This window comes from Pseudoalteromonas sp. SCSIO 43088 (assembly GCF_023650795.1).
Classification (GTDB): Bacteria; Pseudomonadota; Gammaproteobacteria; order Enterobacterales; family Alteromonadaceae; genus Pseudoalteromonas; species Pseudoalteromonas shioyasakiensis.
In genome coordinates this window covers 1,301,091-1,317,639 of record NZ_CP072675.1, presented here as the reverse complement: position 1 = coordinate 1,317,639, position 16,549 = coordinate 1,301,091, and the positions used below count along the sequence as shown (strand labels likewise).

Annotated in this window: 15 protein-coding genes; 5 read left to right on the top strand and 10 right to left on the bottom strand. The window is 42.9% G+C overall.

From position 1 onward, the window contains the following. Positions 1 to 9 precede the first annotated feature (9 nt). The 5 genes from J8Z28_RS06025 to cydC are packed head-to-tail and all read left to right on the top strand — an operon-like array spanning position 10 to position 6,400. On the top strand, positions 10 to 1,596 hold the full coding sequence (locus J8Z28_RS06025) for a cytochrome ubiquinol oxidase subunit I (RefSeq protein WP_054562035.1): 1,587 nt from the start codon (positions 10 to 12) through the stop codon (positions 1,594 to 1,596). Next, entirely contained in the window at positions 1,593 to 2,732 is a 1,140-nt protein-coding gene (gene cydB / locus J8Z28_RS06020; RefSeq protein WP_055021939.1) for a cytochrome d ubiquinol oxidase subunit II, read from the top strand. The genes J8Z28_RS06025 and cydB overlap by 4 nt, the downstream gene beginning before the upstream one ends. Before the next feature lie 12 nt (positions 2,733 to 2,744). Then, complete coding sequence (cydX, locus tag J8Z28_RS06015) at positions 2,745 to 2,897, top strand: cytochrome bd-I oxidase subunit CydX (RefSeq protein ID WP_054553108.1); 153 nt, start codon at positions 2,745 to 2,747, stop codon at positions 2,895 to 2,897. Continuing rightward, a complete protein-coding gene (gene cydD, locus J8Z28_RS06010) occupies positions 2,887 to 4,647 on the top strand; it encodes a thiol reductant ABC exporter subunit CydD (protein WP_250660068.1) in 1,761 nt (586 codons plus the stop codon). The genes cydX and cydD overlap by 11 nt, the downstream gene beginning before the upstream one ends. After that, the gene (gene cydC / locus J8Z28_RS06005; RefSeq protein WP_054562038.1) at positions 4,640 to 6,400 is read left to right on the top strand and encodes a thiol reductant ABC exporter subunit CydC; all 1,761 of its coding nucleotides are present in this window, start codon (positions 4,640 to 4,642) and stop codon (positions 6,398 to 6,400) included. The genes cydD and cydC overlap by 8 nt, the downstream gene beginning before the upstream one ends. Here cydC and J8Z28_RS06000 read toward each other — a convergent pair. The 10 genes from J8Z28_RS06000 to uppS all read right to left on the bottom strand — a co-directional run bounded on the left by J8Z28_RS06000 (position 6,397) and on the right by uppS (position 16,520). Then, a complete protein-coding gene (locus tag J8Z28_RS06000) occupies positions 6,397 to 6,765 on the bottom strand; it encodes a septal ring lytic transglycosylase RlpA family protein (protein ID WP_054562039.1) in 369 nt (122 codons plus the stop codon). The genes cydC and J8Z28_RS06000 overlap by 4 nt on opposite strands. 141 nt (positions 6,766 to 6,906) lie before the next feature. Then, the gene (gene lpxA, locus J8Z28_RS05995) at positions 6,907 to 7,677 is read right to left on the bottom strand and encodes an acyl-ACP--UDP-N-acetylglucosamine O-acyltransferase (RefSeq protein ID WP_054553112.1); all 771 of its coding nucleotides are present in this window, start codon (positions 7,675 to 7,677) and stop codon (positions 6,907 to 6,909) included. Between the two features lie 2 nt (positions 7,678 to 7,679). Continuing rightward, positions 7,680 to 8,132 (bottom strand): 3-hydroxyacyl-ACP dehydratase FabZ, encoded by a 453-nt coding sequence (gene fabZ, locus J8Z28_RS05990; protein ID WP_054562040.1) that lies wholly within the window; start codon positions 8,130 to 8,132, stop codon positions 7,680 to 7,682. Between the two features lie 10 nt (positions 8,133 to 8,142). Beyond that, on the bottom strand, positions 8,143 to 9,183 hold the full coding sequence (gene lpxD, locus J8Z28_RS05985; protein ID WP_054562041.1) for a UDP-3-O-(3-hydroxymyristoyl)glucosamine N-acyltransferase: 1,041 nt from the start codon (positions 9,181 to 9,183) through the stop codon (positions 8,143 to 8,145). 9 nt (positions 9,184 to 9,192) lie between these two features. Further along, positions 9,193 to 9,711: an OmpH/Skp family outer membrane protein gene (locus J8Z28_RS05980; RefSeq protein WP_054553115.1), complete on the bottom strand. Its 519-nt coding sequence runs from the start codon at positions 9,709 to 9,711 to the stop codon at positions 9,193 to 9,195. Between the two features lie 12 nt (positions 9,712 to 9,723). Continuing rightward, on the bottom strand, positions 9,724 to 12,195 hold the full coding sequence (bamA, locus tag J8Z28_RS05975; protein WP_054562042.1) for an outer membrane protein assembly factor BamA: 2,472 nt from the start codon (positions 12,193 to 12,195) through the stop codon (positions 9,724 to 9,726). A gap of 106 nt (positions 12,196 to 12,301) precedes the next feature. Continuing rightward, positions 12,302 to 13,654 carry a sigma E protease regulator RseP gene (gene rseP, locus J8Z28_RS05970; protein WP_250660067.1) on the bottom strand — a complete coding sequence of 451 codons (1,353 nt, stop codon included), beginning with the start codon at positions 13,652 to 13,654 and terminating at the stop codon, positions 12,302 to 12,304. A 1-nt stretch (position 13,655) separates the two neighbouring features. Beyond that, a complete protein-coding gene (gene ispC, locus J8Z28_RS05965) occupies positions 13,656 to 14,855 on the bottom strand; it encodes a 1-deoxy-D-xylulose-5-phosphate reductoisomerase (protein WP_055021936.1) in 1,200 nt (399 codons plus the stop codon). Then, entirely contained in the window at positions 14,852 to 15,718 is an 867-nt protein-coding gene (locus J8Z28_RS05960) for a phosphatidate cytidylyltransferase (protein WP_054553119.1), read from the bottom strand. Before J8Z28_RS05960 ends, ispC begins: the two co-directional genes overlap by 4 nt. Positions 15,719 to 15,740: 22 nt before the next feature. Further along, positions 15,741 to 16,520 (bottom strand): undecaprenyl pyrophosphate synthase, encoded by a 780-nt coding sequence (uppS, locus tag J8Z28_RS05955; protein WP_054553120.1) that lies wholly within the window; start codon positions 16,518 to 16,520, stop codon positions 15,741 to 15,743. Between the last annotated feature and the right edge of the window lie 29 nt (positions 16,521 to 16,549).

Sequence of the window (16,549 nt, the reverse complement as noted above, 5' to 3'; positions counted from 1 at the left end):
AGCTAAACAATGATAGATGAAACATTTGTGGATCTATCGCGATTGCAATTTGCAATCACTGCCCTATTTCACTTCCTATTTGTTCCCCTTACCTTAGGTATGACGTGGATTTTAGTGATCATGGAATCCGTTTACGTGATGACAGGTCGCGAAATTTATCGTGATATGACTAAGTTCTGGGGTAAGTTGTTTGGTATTAACTTTGCGATTGGTGTGGCAACAGGTCTAACCATGGAGTTTGAGTTTGGTACCAACTGGTCTTATTACTCTCACTATGTGGGCGATATATTTGGCGCACCGCTAGCGATTGAAGGCTTAATGGCTTTCTTCTTAGAATCAACCTTTGTCGGTATGTTCTTTTTAGGCTGGGAGCGTTTGAGTAAACGTCAGCATCTAGGTGCTACCTTCTTAATGGCTTTAGGGACTAACTTATCTGCGTTATGGATTTTAGTAGCAAATGGTTGGATGCAAAACCCAGTAGGTGCTGAATTTAACTACCAAACCATGCGCATGGAAATGACTAGCTTTGCTGAATTGGTATTTAACCCAGTCGCACAGGTTAAGTTTATTCATACCGTATCAGCAGGTTATGTTGCAGCATCTATGTTTGTACTTGGTATTAGTAGCTGGTACATCTTAAAAGGTCGCGACCTTGCTTTTGCTAAGCGTTCGTTCTCGGTTGCTTCAGGGTTTGGTTTAGCGTCTATTCTTTGTGTTATTTTACTTGGTGATGAATCTGGCTACGAAGTTGGCGAGGTGCAAAAAGTCAAACTCGCAACCATTGAAGCTGAGTGGCATACCGAAGAAGCCCCTGCCGCATTTACTTTGGTTGGTATTCCTGACTCAGAAGAACAAGTCACCCACGCCGCTGTAAAAATCCCCTATGCACTGGGTATCATTGCGACTCGCTCTATCGACGAGCAAGTAACGGGTATTAAAGACCTTGAAGAGCAGCACGAAGTACGTATTCGCAATGGCATGATTGCATACGAATACTTAGAAAAGCTTCGTGGCGGTGAAGACACACCAGAAAACATTGCAAAGTTCGATACCTTAAAAGACGACCTTGGCTATGGTCTGCTACTTAAGCGCTATACCCCTAACGTGGTAGATGCAACAGAAGAGCACATTCAAAAAGCAGTGAAAGACTCAATCCCTCAAGTCGGCCCTATGTTCTGGTCATTTAGAATCATGGTTGGCTGTGGCGTGATCATGCTTGGTGTATTCGTCCTTGCATTTTATTACAACGCACACCGCATTATTGAGCAAAAGCGCTGGTTATTATGGGCTGCGGTATGGAGTATTCCTCTGCCTTGGATTGCCATTGAATTTGGTTGGATTGTTGCGGAGTACGGCCGCCAACCGTGGGCAATTTCGGAAATTTTACCGACCTTCTTGGCAACCTCGTCACTCACGGTGAATGACTTATTGATTAGTATTACTGGTTTCTTAGTTTTCTATACAGGTCTTGCTGCTGTAGAAGGCTGGCTGATGCTTCGCTTTATTAAACAAGGCCCAAGCTCACTTCATACCGGTAAATATCACCATGAACTTGCTAAAGCGGATTCACTTGCAAGCCAAGGAGCTCAGTCATGATTTTTGATTACGAAACACTAAAACTAATCTGGTGGCTGTTAATTGGTGTCTTACTAATTGGCTTTGCAGTGACCGATGGCATGGATATGGGTGTGGCAATTTTGCTTCGCCTAGTTGGTAAAACCGATGTTGAACGCCGTACAGTTATTAACACCATTGGTGCTCACTGGGATGGTAACCAAGTTTGGTTCATAACCGCTGGGGGCGCACTGTTTGCGGCTTGGCCTATGGTTTACGCAGCCGCTTTCTCTGGCTTTTACTTTGCTATGATGCTGGTGTTATTTGCGTTATTTTTCAGACCGCTTGGTTTTGATTATCGCTCAAAAATAGATTCACCACGTTGGCGTAATAACTGGGATTGGGGCCTATTTGCTGGCAGCTTTATTCCTGCTTTAGTATTTGGTGTGGCATTTGGTAACTTATTACTGGGCGTGCCTTATCATATCGACGACCTACTGCGTGTCAGTTATCAAGGTTCATTCTTTGCGTTATTAAACCCATTTGCCATTGTAGTTGGCTTAGTGAGTGTACTGATGCTGGTTGGTCACGCTGGTATGTGGTTACAACTTCGTACTGATGCAGAGGTTGCTAAACGCTCAGCACAATATGGTCAATATGCACTGATGGCGTTTATTGTATTGTTTGCCTTAGCTGGTGTGTGGGTATCACAAATTGACGGTTATAAAATCGTTAGCATGGGCGATACTCAAGGGTTTGCAAACCCGCTTGCTAAAACAGTAACGCAGGCACCGGGTGCATGGCTTGATAACTATACAAAAATGCCATTAACCATGCTGTTCCCTGCCCTAGCATTCGTGATGGCGGCACTGGCAATTGTATTATCTAAATTACAAAAACCAGCAATGGCATTGGCTGCGTCAAGCTTAATGCTCGCAGGCGTTATCTTAACTGCGGGTATGTCAATGTTCCCGTTTGTGATGCCTTCGAGCAACAACCCAAATATTAGTTTAACTATGTGGGATGCGGTTTCGAGCCATATGACACTTAACGTGATGTTTATCGCTGCGGTTATTTTTGTACCACTTATTCTTATCTACACAACATGGTGTTATGTGAAGATGTGGCGCAAAGTAACGATTAGTGAAATTGAAAACAACACTCACGGTAGCTATTAAGGAGATTTAAATATGTGGTATTTTGCCTGGATTTTAGGTGTTCTATTAGCCTGTACACTTGGGGTGATCAACGTAATGTGGTACGAATTTCACCAACATAAAGATTCGATTGCTGATGATGAGCTAGAGCTGTACGCGAGACTCAAAAACACCGATGACAACTAAACCCCGACCAAATCGCGCGCAGCAGCAAACGCTGCGCGCTTTTTTAAAGCAGTATAGCCAGTCCGCTTCAGGGCTTCTTAAATTAAGCATTAGTTTGGGCACACTCAACGCCCTATTAATGATTGCCTCTTGTTATCTTCTTGCAAACGCGGCTCATCAAGTCATGTTTGAACAAGCAAACTTGCAAGCCGTAAGCCCATTATTATGGCCGCTGGCTGGGCTAATTTTAGTTCGTGCTTTGTTGGTTACGCTAAGTGAACGGGTGAGTAACCTCGCCGCATTAAAAATAAAAAACGTGATGCGTAATACACTGCTAGAAAAGCTCAACAAACTTGGGCCAGCCTACAGTGAACAAAAAGGTCACGGCGCAACACTTAACACCTTACATAATGGGGTGGAAGCACTGCATCAATATTACGCAAACTACATTCCGAGTGTGGCTTACAGTGCGCTTATTCCATTAGCGATATTGGTGGTGATTTTTCCAACCGATTACAAAGCAGGCCTCATATTCCTTTTAACAGCCCCGCTGATCCCATTTTTTATGATTTTAGTGGGCCATAAAGCGGAGCAGTTAAACCAAGAACGTTGGCAACAACTCGCGGTACTTGGTAATTACTTTTTTGACCGATTACATGGACTGACTCAACTCAAGCTCTTCAATGCAACCAAGCGTGAGCTAAATAGCATCAGTCAGATTTCTGATGATTACCGTGGAGCAACCATGGGTGTATTGAAAGTCGCCTTTTTATCGTCTTTCGCCCTTGAGTTTTTAGCCACCATTAGTGTGGCCCTTGTTGCTGTGATCATTGGCTTTAGATTATTTTTTGGTACGCTCGATTTTGCCACTGGATTTGTGGTGTTACTACTGGCCCCTGAGTTTTACTTACCACTTAGACAAATGGGTACTCACTATCATGCAAAACTTGAAGGGATCAGCGCTGCTGCTGATATGGTCGACATAATCAATCAAAGCGACGCTGATAAACATGTCGGGTCATCTAAGCTTGAGTTACCGATAAAAGATATACAGCTGAGTGCGCTTACCTTTCACTACCCTGAAACAAACGAAGGGGTAACTGATATCAACTTAAGCTTACCAAGCTCAGGCTTAATTGCCTTTGTGGGTGAAAGTGGTTCGGGTAAAAGTACCTTGTTTGATTGCCTATTGGGTTTTCATCATCAGGCCAATAGTGCCATTAGCATTAACGAGCAACCACTGAGTGATACTGCATTAGCTGATTGGCAAGCACAGCTGGCATGGATACCACAGCAAGCCACGTTATTTTATCGAACCGTTGCAGACAACCTGCGTTTAGCTAAACCCGATGCAAGCCAAGCAGAGCTCGATGAAGCAGCAAGTAAAGCTGGAGCACTTGAGTTTATTACTGCACTACCTGATGGCTTTGATACCTTGCTAGGTGAACAAGGAGAAGGCCTCTCTGGAGGGCAAAAACAGCGCATAGCCCTTGCCCGTGCATTTTTGAAGAATGCCCCTGTGCTGATGCTAGATGAGCCTACCGCTCACTTAGACAGCCAAACAGAGCATTTAATCAATCAAGCAATCCGCGATTATGCAAAAGACCATTTAGTACTGGTTATTGCTCACCGACTGAATACGGTAAAACACGCCGATAATATTTACGTTATGCAACAAGGTCACATTGTTGAATCTGGTCAGTACCAGCAACTGACTGAGCAAGCAGGCCTATTTGCTAAACTTGTGAGCCAAGGTGAAAACCATGCATAACTTTATACGTCTATTAAAACTGTGCAAACCTCATACTGGCATGTTGCTTTTAGGGGCTTTTTTAGCAAGCTTAACGGTACTCGCTAATGTGGGCTTGCTCGCTATATCTGGGTGGTTTTTAGCAGCCATGGCAGCGGCGGGCATTGCTGGTGTGCAGATGAATTACTTTACCCCAGCTGGAGTGATCCGCTTTTTAGCTATCGTGCGCACAGCGTCTCGTTACGGTGAGCGGATGATAACTCATAATGCTACCTTTTTATTGCTGAGCGAAATTCGCGTAAACATGTTCAAGACTCTGAGCCAACTGAACAACGTTGACTTAGCAATGAGACGTAGTAGCGATTTATTTAACCGCCTACAGAATGATGTAGATGCGCTGGATAAATTCTACCTCAATGTGCTGCTGCCGATTATTGTCGCCTTGATCAGCATTCCTATAGTAATGGCCTTCATGGCCATGTATTACGCTGAGGTTGCTTTAGTTTGCTTTACTTCACTGATGATTATTGGCGTGCTGCTTCCCGCAATGTTAAGCCATAAGCTTCACCAACAAGCGGATACTGAAACCCAACTTTCAGCCGAGTTAAGGGCTGAACTTGCCGATACACTATCAGGTGCCAGAGAGCTTGCTGTCTATCAAGCACAGGCTGCGCAATTAGCGCATTGTGACTCACTCAGTAAACAATACAACAACCAGCTCTATAATCGCCACAAAGCCGTGGCAAATAGTAATGGTTTAAGCACTTTGGTGATCCAACTTACCATGTTGGCCAGTGTATTTATGATAATTCCACTGGTTGCAATGGGGACTATGAAAAACGTTGAACTGGCGATGCTCGCGTTATTTGTATTAGCAAGCTTTGAAACCGTGCTCACCCTGCCTACGGCGTTTATTGAATTGCCACTTACTTTAAGTGCCGCAAAGCGACTGTTTGATCTTGAAGATAAACACAGCAGCTTAGCCGAAAAGCCAAACAACTTAGATGATCAGCTAGCAAACCAATTAGCGGATCAATCAGGGCTTGGTCTTGAGTTAAGCGAGGTCAATTACCAATACTTGGGGGCAAAAAGTAAAGCCCTTAGCAATATCAATTTTGCGATTACACCCGGCAGTAAAGTTGCCCTAGTCGGTGCTAGTGGCAGTGGAAAAACCACCCTAGTTAACTTACTCACGGGCCTTTGGCCGCTGCAATCAGGCTCATTAAAGCTCACCACCAAACAAGATAGCTTTGAACTTGAAAGCTTGAGCACTGCAACACGCTTTAAGCAGCTAACGATAGTTGCCCAGCAGCATCATATTTTTGATGGCACGCTACGTGAAAACCTTCGCTATGCAGCTTTTGATGCGACAGATGAGAGGCTTATTGAGGCCTGTGAACAAGCTGAACTTGGCTCTTGGCTTAGTAACTTAAAAGATGGGCTAAACACTCGTTTAGGAACCGCAGGCAGAAAGCTTTCTCATGGTCAGTCACGTCGTATTGCTATTGCCCAAGCTCTATTAAGGCAAGGTAATTTAATCATTCTTGATGAACCAACAGAGAGCTTAGATAATCACACTAAGCAAAACTTGCTGACTACAGTTGAGAGAATATGGGCAAATAAAACTATGCTGACCATTACCCATGACCCTGCAATGCTAAGTCGTGTTGATAAGGTTATTTGGTTAGAGCAAGGACAAGTAAGAGCCTTTGCGAGTCATGCTGAATTAGTGGCGAATGAAGCCGACTACGTAGAGCTTATTACCCGTTTTTAATCGAGCTGCTCAACGGTGACGTCAATCACACCTTGCTTGACTGAGGCAATTTGTGAAAACGCCTTTTTTGATAAGTCGATAATACGACCGCGGATAAATGGGCCGCGGTCATTAATAGTAACAATCACGCTTTTATTATTACTAAGATTAGTAACTTTTACTCTGCTGCCAAAACCAAGCGTTTGATGAGCCGCGCTCAATGCCCGTTGATTAAACACCTCACCACTTGCTGTCGTTCGGCCATGATATTTATCAGCGTAATAACTGGCTTTGCCTTTTTCTATTGCTCCTTTAGATACCGAAGGCACACTACTACAACCAGTTATAATTAAGCTTAATAATGCAAAAACGATGAGTTTGTTCATATTAGTAGATCCTTTTTTGCCGTGAAGATAGCAAGCACTGACTTAGCAAAACCTGAACTATATCAAGTTACCTAATTAAGCGAATGAGTATAAAAACAAAAAAGCCACCTTACGGTGGCTTTTATAGAAGTTCGCTTATGATTAGCGAATAATTCCGCGCTCAGAGCTTTTCACGAAGTCTATCATCAGCTGAACAGCTGGGTACTTCGCAGCATCTTCACTTAGCTCAGCGATTGCTTCTTCAACACCTAAGCTCTTACGATAAAGCGTTTTATATGCTCGGCGTGTTGCCATGATTTCATCGCTTTCAAAGCCACGGCGTTTCATGCCTTCAGTATTGATTGCTACAGGGCCTGCCGGTGTACCAATAGTAGTTACAAATGGCGGTACATCTTTATTAACGCCTGAGTACATACCTACAAATGCATGTGAACCAATTTTACAGAACTGGTGAACACCTGAATTACCTGCAAGGATCACCCAGTCACCTACGTGTACGTGGCCAGCAACAGAGGCATTGTTAGCAAAAATAACGTTATCGCCCACAACTGCATCATGTGCAACGTGTGTGTAAGCCATAAATAAGTTGTTGCTACCAATTTTTGTTACACCTTGGTCTTGAATCGTACCACGGTGAATTGTCGCACACTCACGGATCACGTTGTTGTCACCAATGATCAAAGTCGTTGGCTCATTCGCATACTTTTTGTCTTGGCAAGCTTCACCGACCGAAGCAAATTGGAAAATATGGTTACCAGAACCAATCGTCGATGGGCCTTTTACAACCACATGAGATTCGATGATACAGTTATCACCAATAGTTACATCGTTACCGATATAGCTGTAAGGGCCAACTGATACGTTATTTCCAAGTTTTGCACCTGGTTCGATTATCGCCGTAGGATGGATCACTATTAAAACTCTCTTCTCGCACACATGATTTCGGCAGTACACACTACTTTGCCGTCAACTTTTGCTTCTGCTGCAAATTTCCATATATTGCGGCGCTCTTTTACAAACTCTACATGCAAATGCATAGTATCGCCAGGTAATACCGGCTGTTTGAATCGCGCATTGTCGATCGCTGCGAATAAATATAGTTCGTTATCGCTACGATTTTCAACTGTCTTAAAACCAAGTAAGCCAGTTGCTTGAGCCATTGCTTCTAAAATCAACACACCTGGAAAGATAGGTTGATTAGGAAAATGACCCGTAAAAATAGGTTCGTTCACTGTTACATTTTTAATAGCATGTAACGACTCGCCTGGCGTGTAATCAAGTACACGGTCAACAAGTAGCATCGGGTAACGATGCGGAAGTAAACTCAAGATATCCTGGATATCAAGACTATTTAATTCATTTGCCAAAATAGCATCCTTATTTGTCTTCAATATTGAGTGACTTAGTCAGTGACTCAAGTGCTTTAATGCGGTCTTTCATATCGCCAAGGTTACGGATATGGGCAATACTACGTCGCCATTCTTTGTTGGTTAGATGTGGCAAGCCTGAAGAATAAATTCCAGGTTCTGTGATTGCCTTAGTCACCATACTCATGCCGGTGATTATAGCACCATCGCATACGCTAATGTGACCATTAATTGCAACCATACCGCCAATCTGACAATTCCTACCGATCACTGTGCTGCCAGCAAATACCGTACAACCAGCAACCGCTGTACCCGAACCGATCTCGACATTATGCGCTATTTGACATTGATTATCGATAATTACATTACTATGGATGATAGTATCGTCTAGCGCACCACGGTCAATCGTAGTAGACGCGCCTACCTCAACCTTATCACCGATGATTACTCGGCCAAGTTGCGGTATTTTCACCCATTCGCCACGCTCGTTAGCGTAACCAAAACCATCACTGCCCACTACCGTATTCGCTTGGAATAAACAGTCGCTGCCAATCTCTACTTCATGGTAAACGCTTACATTTGCCCAAAGCTTAGTGCCTTGGCCAATTTTTGCGTGCTCACCAATAAAACAGCCTGGGCCAATCTGCACATCGTTTGCAATTACAGCACCCGCTTCGATCACCACATTGGCGGCGATCGCGACATTATCGCCAATAGAGGCTGAATCGTGAATGACTGCACTTGGGTGAATACCGGTCACTGCTGAGCGCGGTGTGGTATCCATTAGCTGAGCAAGTTTGGCGTAACAAACATAAGGATTAGCAACAATGAGCTTATTACCCGAAAAGTACTCAGCATCTGCTGGTGATAAAATCACCGCACTTGCTTGAGTATCTTCTAATTGCGAGCGATATTTCTTGTTCGCTAAAAATGCAATATGCCCATGTTGGGCATTTGCAAGTGTAGATATTTTTTTAATCTCTGTGGCGCCGTCACCTTGAAGGTCAGCGCCCAGAAGATCCGCTATCTGCGAAAGCGTGTAGTTTTGCATATATGATTTCTATTGCTTACTTACTTTTTCAACAACTTTGCTTGATAAGTCATCGACAGTTTTAGGGTTAACATAAATCGTTGTTTCTTTAACTTTAACTTCATCGAATTTGCCAGCTTTCGCTACTTCTTCGATTGCATCTAAGATTAACTTTTGAACTTTAGCTAGTTCTTGGTTTTGACGCATTTTGATTTCTTGCTCTAAAGGACGACCTTTTTCAGCAAGTTGCTGCTGCATACCTTGGATCTTAGTACGTAATTCTTCTTTTTGCTTGTCGCTCATCGTTGTTGCTTCACGCTTGAACTTTTCAGCTTCAAAACGGATATCACCTTGAAGTTTTTCTAGTTCTTGACGACGCTCTGAGAATTCAGCTTCTAAAGTTTGCTCTACTTTCGCCATTTGTGGGATTTGCTTGTAGATTTCTTGCATATCAACGATACCTACTTTGTGCGCGAATGCGTTAGTAGATAGACCCATAGATAAAGTAGCAAGTAGTGCAAAAGCTGTTGATTTAATTGATTTATTCACGAAAAAACTCCTTTAGAATGTATTACTAATGTTAAAGCTGATGGTCTTCGTATCGTCATCTTCTTCTTTTTGCAATGGATACGCAAAACTGATCAGCATTGGACCCATCGGAGAGATCCATTGTAGAGAAAGACCGGTTGAAACCCTAAAGCGCATTGGATCTGAGTAATCATCCAATTTTGCACGTTCATCTGTTGAAAGGTTTTGATAACGGTCAATATTAAACTCTGTATCCCATACATTTGCAGCATCTACGAAGAAGCTAGTACGTACAGAGCTGGTGTTTTCTTCATCTAAGAAAGGTGTTGGAACAATAAGCTCCATCCCTGCTACCGCTTTGGCGTTACCACCAATTCGGCCTGCTGTTTGTAATTGGTCAAATTCTGATGCACCACCAATGCTACCTGTTGTCGTACCATCAGGTAACGGTGTACCAGGAATGCTTTGCGGAAAACGTGATACAGCACGAGGTAAGATCGTATTACGGTCAAAGCCACGTAGTTCCATTTCAGTAATTCTGAAGAACTCTTGGAACGGCAGTGTTTGGTCATAACCATTGGTTGTACCGTAACCATTACCGTAACCAAGTGCCGCACGCGTTGAGAACACCCAGCGGTGGTCATTACTGATTGGCCAGTAGAAACGCGAGTCATAATTTAGCTTAAAGTACTGTAAATCAGAGTTTGGCGTTGTCGCAGTTAAGTTAAGAGATTGGCGCGAACCTGCTGTTGGAAATAAACCACGGTTAACAGTAACACGTGACCAACCTGCGCTTAACTCGTACTTAGTAAAGTCAAAGCCTGCGTCTGGATTTTCAGGGTCTAAGAATGTTTCACGAATAACACGTGTTTGCTCATATTCTGCAATATCAGACAGCTCTTCTTGCACCCAACGCACACCAAAGTTAATACGGTTTACTGCATCGATTGGGAAACCAATGTTTGTACCAATACCATAACTCTTCGATTTATAGTCGATTAGGCTGAATTTACTTGCATCATAGTTACTGTAGAAGATGCTACTACCTTGCGATACACCATCCGGCGTAAAGTAAGGGTCAGTGTAAGACACACTAATACGCTCAGAACCACGTGAAGTATTGATGTTAAAACCAATTTGGTTACCGGTACCTAAGAAGTTTGATTCACTCACACCAATGTTAAATTGCAGACCCAAGTATGAACCATAAGCAAGGCCTGCGTTAAAGCTACCTGCAGATTGTTCTTTAACAGTAAAATCTACATCAACTTGGTCATCTACACCTGGTACTGGTACAACATTAAAATCAACGCTTTCCATGTAAGGTAAACGCTGGATTTGCAGTTTAGAGCGCTCAAGGCTTTGGTTTGATAACCATGCACCTTCAAGCTGTGTCATTTCACGACGAACCACTTCATCAGAAGTATTTTGGTTACCGCCCACAATGATACGACGAACATAAACACGTTTGCCCGGATTAACAGAAAGCGTTAATTGAACTTCTTTGTTTTCGTCATCAATCTCAGGGATGGTACGTACTTCAGCATTGGCATAACCAAAACGTGCTAAGTAGCTTTTGATAAACTCTTCTGATGATGTCACCACAGAGCCGTTATAAAGCTCGCCAGTTTTTAGCGGGATAACGCTCTTAATAAGCTCTTCACGGCCTAACAGGTCACCAATAAAGTCAAAGCCTTTAACTTTGTATTTAACACCTTCGGTGATATTTGCTGTTACATAAACAGAATCACGCTCAGGGCTAACTGATACTTGTGTCGAATCGATATTAAAACGTAGGTAACCACGGTCTAGGTAGTAACTGCGGATTTTCTCTAAATCGCCTTCGATAGTTTGCTTTTGATAACGGTCGCTCGACATGAACTGCCACCAAGGCAAATCTTGTTGAGACTCGGCTAACTTAAGAAGCTCTTCATCTGAGAAAAGCTCGTTACCAACCAAGTTGATTTGACGAATTGACGCTGCGTCACCTTCATCAAATGTGAATAAAAGTTTTACACGGTTACGCGGTAACTTAGTAATGCTTACATCCACTTTTGCATTGTATTTACCAATACTGTGGAAGAATTCAACTAAGCCTTTTTCAATGTTATCAAGGACTGTTTTATCAAGCGGCTCACCAGTACGGATATCTTGCTGGTCTAGCGACTCATTAAGTTGCTCATCTTTGATGTCTTTATTGCCATCAAATTCGATCATGCTGATCGTTGGGCGCTCAGTCACTCGGAAGATAACACTGTTGCCATCACGTAATGCTTTAATATTGTCAAAGTGACCTGAACGATAGAGAGCCTTTATGGTTCTAGAAATTGTGTACTCATCAATATTATCGCCCACGTTGATCGGAATATGCGTTAACGCTGCACCCAGTGCAACACGCTGTAAACCTTCAACTTTTAAATCATCTACAATAAAGGAGTTTTGGCCTAGGGCTGCAAAGCTAGCACCTAATAAACTTGAAACTGCCAAATGTTTTTTTATAGCCATTTTGTTATCTTTATCCTTTACAACTGTATTACCGCTCAACACCTTATAAATTTAACTTTTGCGGTGTTTTACAATCGTGTTCAAATTGGAATTTTTCGCTTACTTGTTATAAACGCGATACATCATTGAACAAAGCGAAACATGTTAAAAACAGAAGCAGCAAGGCCCCCACTTTAAAACCAAATTCTTGCGTCTTTTCAGAGACCGGCTTTTTGCGAAAAAGTTCAATTATGTAATACATTAAGTGCCCACCATCTAGCACTGGCAGCGGTAATAAGTTAAATACGCCAAGGTTTACACTAATTAATGCTAAAAAGCTTAAAAATGCAACCAAGCCATAGCTTACGCTAGTTCCCGCGCCAACTGCAATGCCCACCGGGCCACTTAAATTTTTAACCGACACCTGACCGGTAATTAAATTACCAATCATGTCAAAACTAAGGGTAATTAAACGCCATGTTTCTTGTATGCCCAGCACAATACTATCGACAGGGCCATAATGTCTAGTTTCAATATAGTTTTCTGGCCATGGCTCAACCACTGGAGACACACCTAAAAAGCCCTGAGCAACGCCCGCATCATTGGTTCTGCTTTGTGGCGTCACTGACAGCTCTTTTATACTATCTTGCCTTTGTACACTAAATTGTAAGGATTTGTTAGGTGATTGCTGAATTAGTGAAACTAACTGGGTCCAACTGCTGATATTTTCACCATTTACAGCAAGGATTTTGTCTTTAATCTGTAAGCCTGCAGCTTCTGCCGCCGAGCCTTTACTGATCATTGCCACTTCTAAAAGTGCTTTAGGACGAAACGGCACAATGCCAATCGAGGTTAATGGTGGTACGTCTTGTTGATCTAATTTCCAACCATCTAAGTTAAGAGTACGCACATGCTTTTGATAATTCTGATCACGAAGCGTTACCACAACACTTTGCTCACCTAAGCGGCTCATTAGCGAGAATGTTGCATCTTGCCAAGTATTGATATCGTCTTCACCAATTGTAATAATTTGCTGATTTGGCTGAATATTAGCAGCTGCGGCACGGCTGCCTTGAGACACCTCACCCACCACAGGTTTTAATGACTGAACGCCGACCATATACATTACAGCAAGGGCAAAAATAGCGAATAAAAAGTTTGCCATCGGGCCAGCAGCCACAATCGCAATACGTGCTTTTACTGATTTAGCATTAAATGATAAATGTCGCTGCTCTGGCGGGACTTCGTCAACACGCTCATCAAGCATTTTGACATAACCACCTAGTGGGATTGCTGCAATCACATATTCGGTTTGCTGTTTGTCGTACCACTTGATCAACGGCTTACCAAAGCCAATTGAAAAACGCAGCACTTTCACGCCGGCTTTTCGCGCAACCCAGAAATGACCATATTCATGCACAGTCACTAAAATACCCAGAGCAAGAATAAATGAGCCAAGATTCCAGAAAAAATCAAACATGCTAGTTGATGCCTCTTTTTAAAAACTCAGTCGCTTTTACACGTGCAGCTTGGTCGCAAGCTAAAATCTCATCGAGGGTCTGCACGTTGATATTTTGTGTTGCATTAAGCGTTTCAGCGTTAACTCGATAAATATCTGTAAAGCCGATTTGACCATTTAGAAATGCTGCAACCGCTATTTCATTCGCCGCATTTACTGTGGTGGTTGCACCTTGCCCCATTTCACACGCATCAATGGCAAGTTTTAAATTAGGGTAACGAGCATAATCTGGTTTAGTGAAAGTAAAATCTGCCATTTGTGAAAAATCGAGCGGTTTTACACCCGCATCGACACGCTCAGGAAAAGCTAAAGCATGAGCAATTGGTGTGCGCATATCTGGATTGCCCATTTGCGCAAGCACTGAGCCATCTTGATATTGCACCATAGAGTGAATAATACTTTGTGGGTGGATCACCACTTCAATATCACTGGCACAGCAGTTAAACAGCCACTTGGCTTCTATAAACTCTAGGCCTTTATTCATCATAGTCGCTGAGTCGACAGAAATCTTTTGTCCCATTGACCAGTTTGGATGTGCCACTGCTTCTGCAACAGTCACTGATGGTAGTGTCGATAAATCACGTTTTAAGAAAGGACCACCAGAACCTGTAAGCAAGATTTTACTCACGCCATTGTCGGCAAGTAGGCCAGATGCATTTTGTAATGATGCTGGCATACATTGGAAAATCGCATTATGTTCGCTATCGATAGGCAGTAAAGTGGCGCCATGTTGTTTTACTTTATCAATAAACAACTGACCCGACATAACTAGCGACTCTTTATTCGCTAGCAACACTTTTTTGCCTGCTTCAACTGCACTTAGAGTCGGTAACAGACCCGCTGCACCTACTATCGCCGACATCACTGCATCAACATCGGTATGTGCAGCAAGCTCACACATCGCATCAACACCTGCTAGCACCTGTGTGTTACACGAGCTATTTGCAAGTAAATTTGATAGCGCACTAGCGGCTTGTTGATCAGCCATTACAGCAAACTTAGGCTGATGTGCGACACACAGTTCAGCCATTTGCTCGGCATTTTTACCCGCCGCTAAAGCAAAAACCGCAAAGCGCTCTGGGTTTCTAGAAACAACATCTAAGGTGCTTAAACCGATTGAACCAGTTGCGCCCAGTACGACAAGTTGCTCTACTTTGCTCATAAACTCAGTGTCCATGCGTAGCAAAGTACAAAGATTGGCGCAGCTGCGGTTAAGCTATCGATACGATCTAAAATACCGCCATGACCTGGTAAACATGAACCGCTGTCTTTCAAGCCAACTTCACGTTTAAACATACTTTCGAGTAAATCGCCTACCGCTGAGAATAACGCGATAAATGCCGTCATCACGGCATAGATTGGCCAAACACTCATATCAACATTAGTGAAATGGCAAAAGGCTAAAACAAAAACAACCGAAGCCACTACACCACCTAATAAACCTTCAATTGTTTTATTGGGACTTACCTTTGGCATTAGTTTACGTTTACCTAAGTTCTTACCAGTAAAGTAAGCACCAATATCTGCGCTCCACACAATACCAAGTACAACTAAAATTAACATTGAACCAAAGTGAGTAGATTCGCCATAACCTGCGCTACGTAGTGTATTTAGTGCAAGCCAAAGTGGCACTAGCGTTAAAAAGCCTGCAATGGCACGCATTACAATGCCTTCATTCCAAGCCTTTGCCATAGCTGGGTAGCGCCAAACTAAATAAGTTGCCACAATCCACCATGCAAATGACAAGGTAAATAGGTAGTTTGCATCACCCACTAATTGACCATTTTGCCAAAGTGATTCAATGGGCCAATGCCAGTTCAGTAATGCCAAAAATGCAGCCGTTGCTGCAACAAATCCAAAACGTTTAACTTTATCGCATAGGCCCATAAATGCAGACCACTCCCATGCACCGAGTAAAACAATACCGGCGGCGATATAACTAAATAGTGTTAATGGGGTATAAAAAACCAAAATAAGTGCAAGTGGTGCCAACACGAGCGAGGTTAAAATTCGTTGTTTTAGCAATGTGTGTACCTTCAACTAGTAATTAGGTCTCGGCGAGTAATTGTTTTATTTGTTCGCCTGTACAACCAAATCGTCGCTCTCTGGCAACGTAACATGCGATAGCGTCAGCAAATGCAGCTTCATTGAAGTCTGGCCAAAGCGTATCGGTAAAGTAAAGCTCAGCATAAGCCGCTTGCCATAAAAGGAAGTTACTGATGCGTAAATCTCCACCGGTGCGGATCATTAAATCAAGCTCACCTTGGTCGGCCATACTCATTTGTTCAGCCATTAGCTCTTCAGTAATATCTTCTGCGGCCATTTCACCGGCTGCGACTTTTTTCGCAAGCGTTGTTGCGGCGTTAGTAATATCCCAACGTCCACCATAATTAGCTGCCACGTTTAACTGTAGACCCGTATTATTACGAGTTAATTCATGGGCTGCATCAACTTTATTGCGCAAACCTTCTGAAAAGCGTGATAAATCACCAATTATGTTTAGCTTTACATTATTTTTATGAAGTTTTTTAACTTCTTTGCCCAGTACAAATAAAAATAGCTCCATGAGCGTATTTACTTCGTCTTCTGGACGTCGCCAATTTTCGCTACTAAATGCGAATAGTGTTAACGACTGTATACCTAAGCGAGTACAAAATTGCACTGATTGACGAACCGCATCAACGCCCTTTTTGTGCCCATAAACACGTGGGCGATTTTTCGCTTGTGCCCAACGTCCGTTGCCATCCATGATTATAGCGACATGCTTAGGCAAACTTTGCTGGGAAATTTTATCAGCGTTAAGAACCATAAATATCGAGTATTCCATAAAAAAACGCCGTCTAGTATACCCTAGAC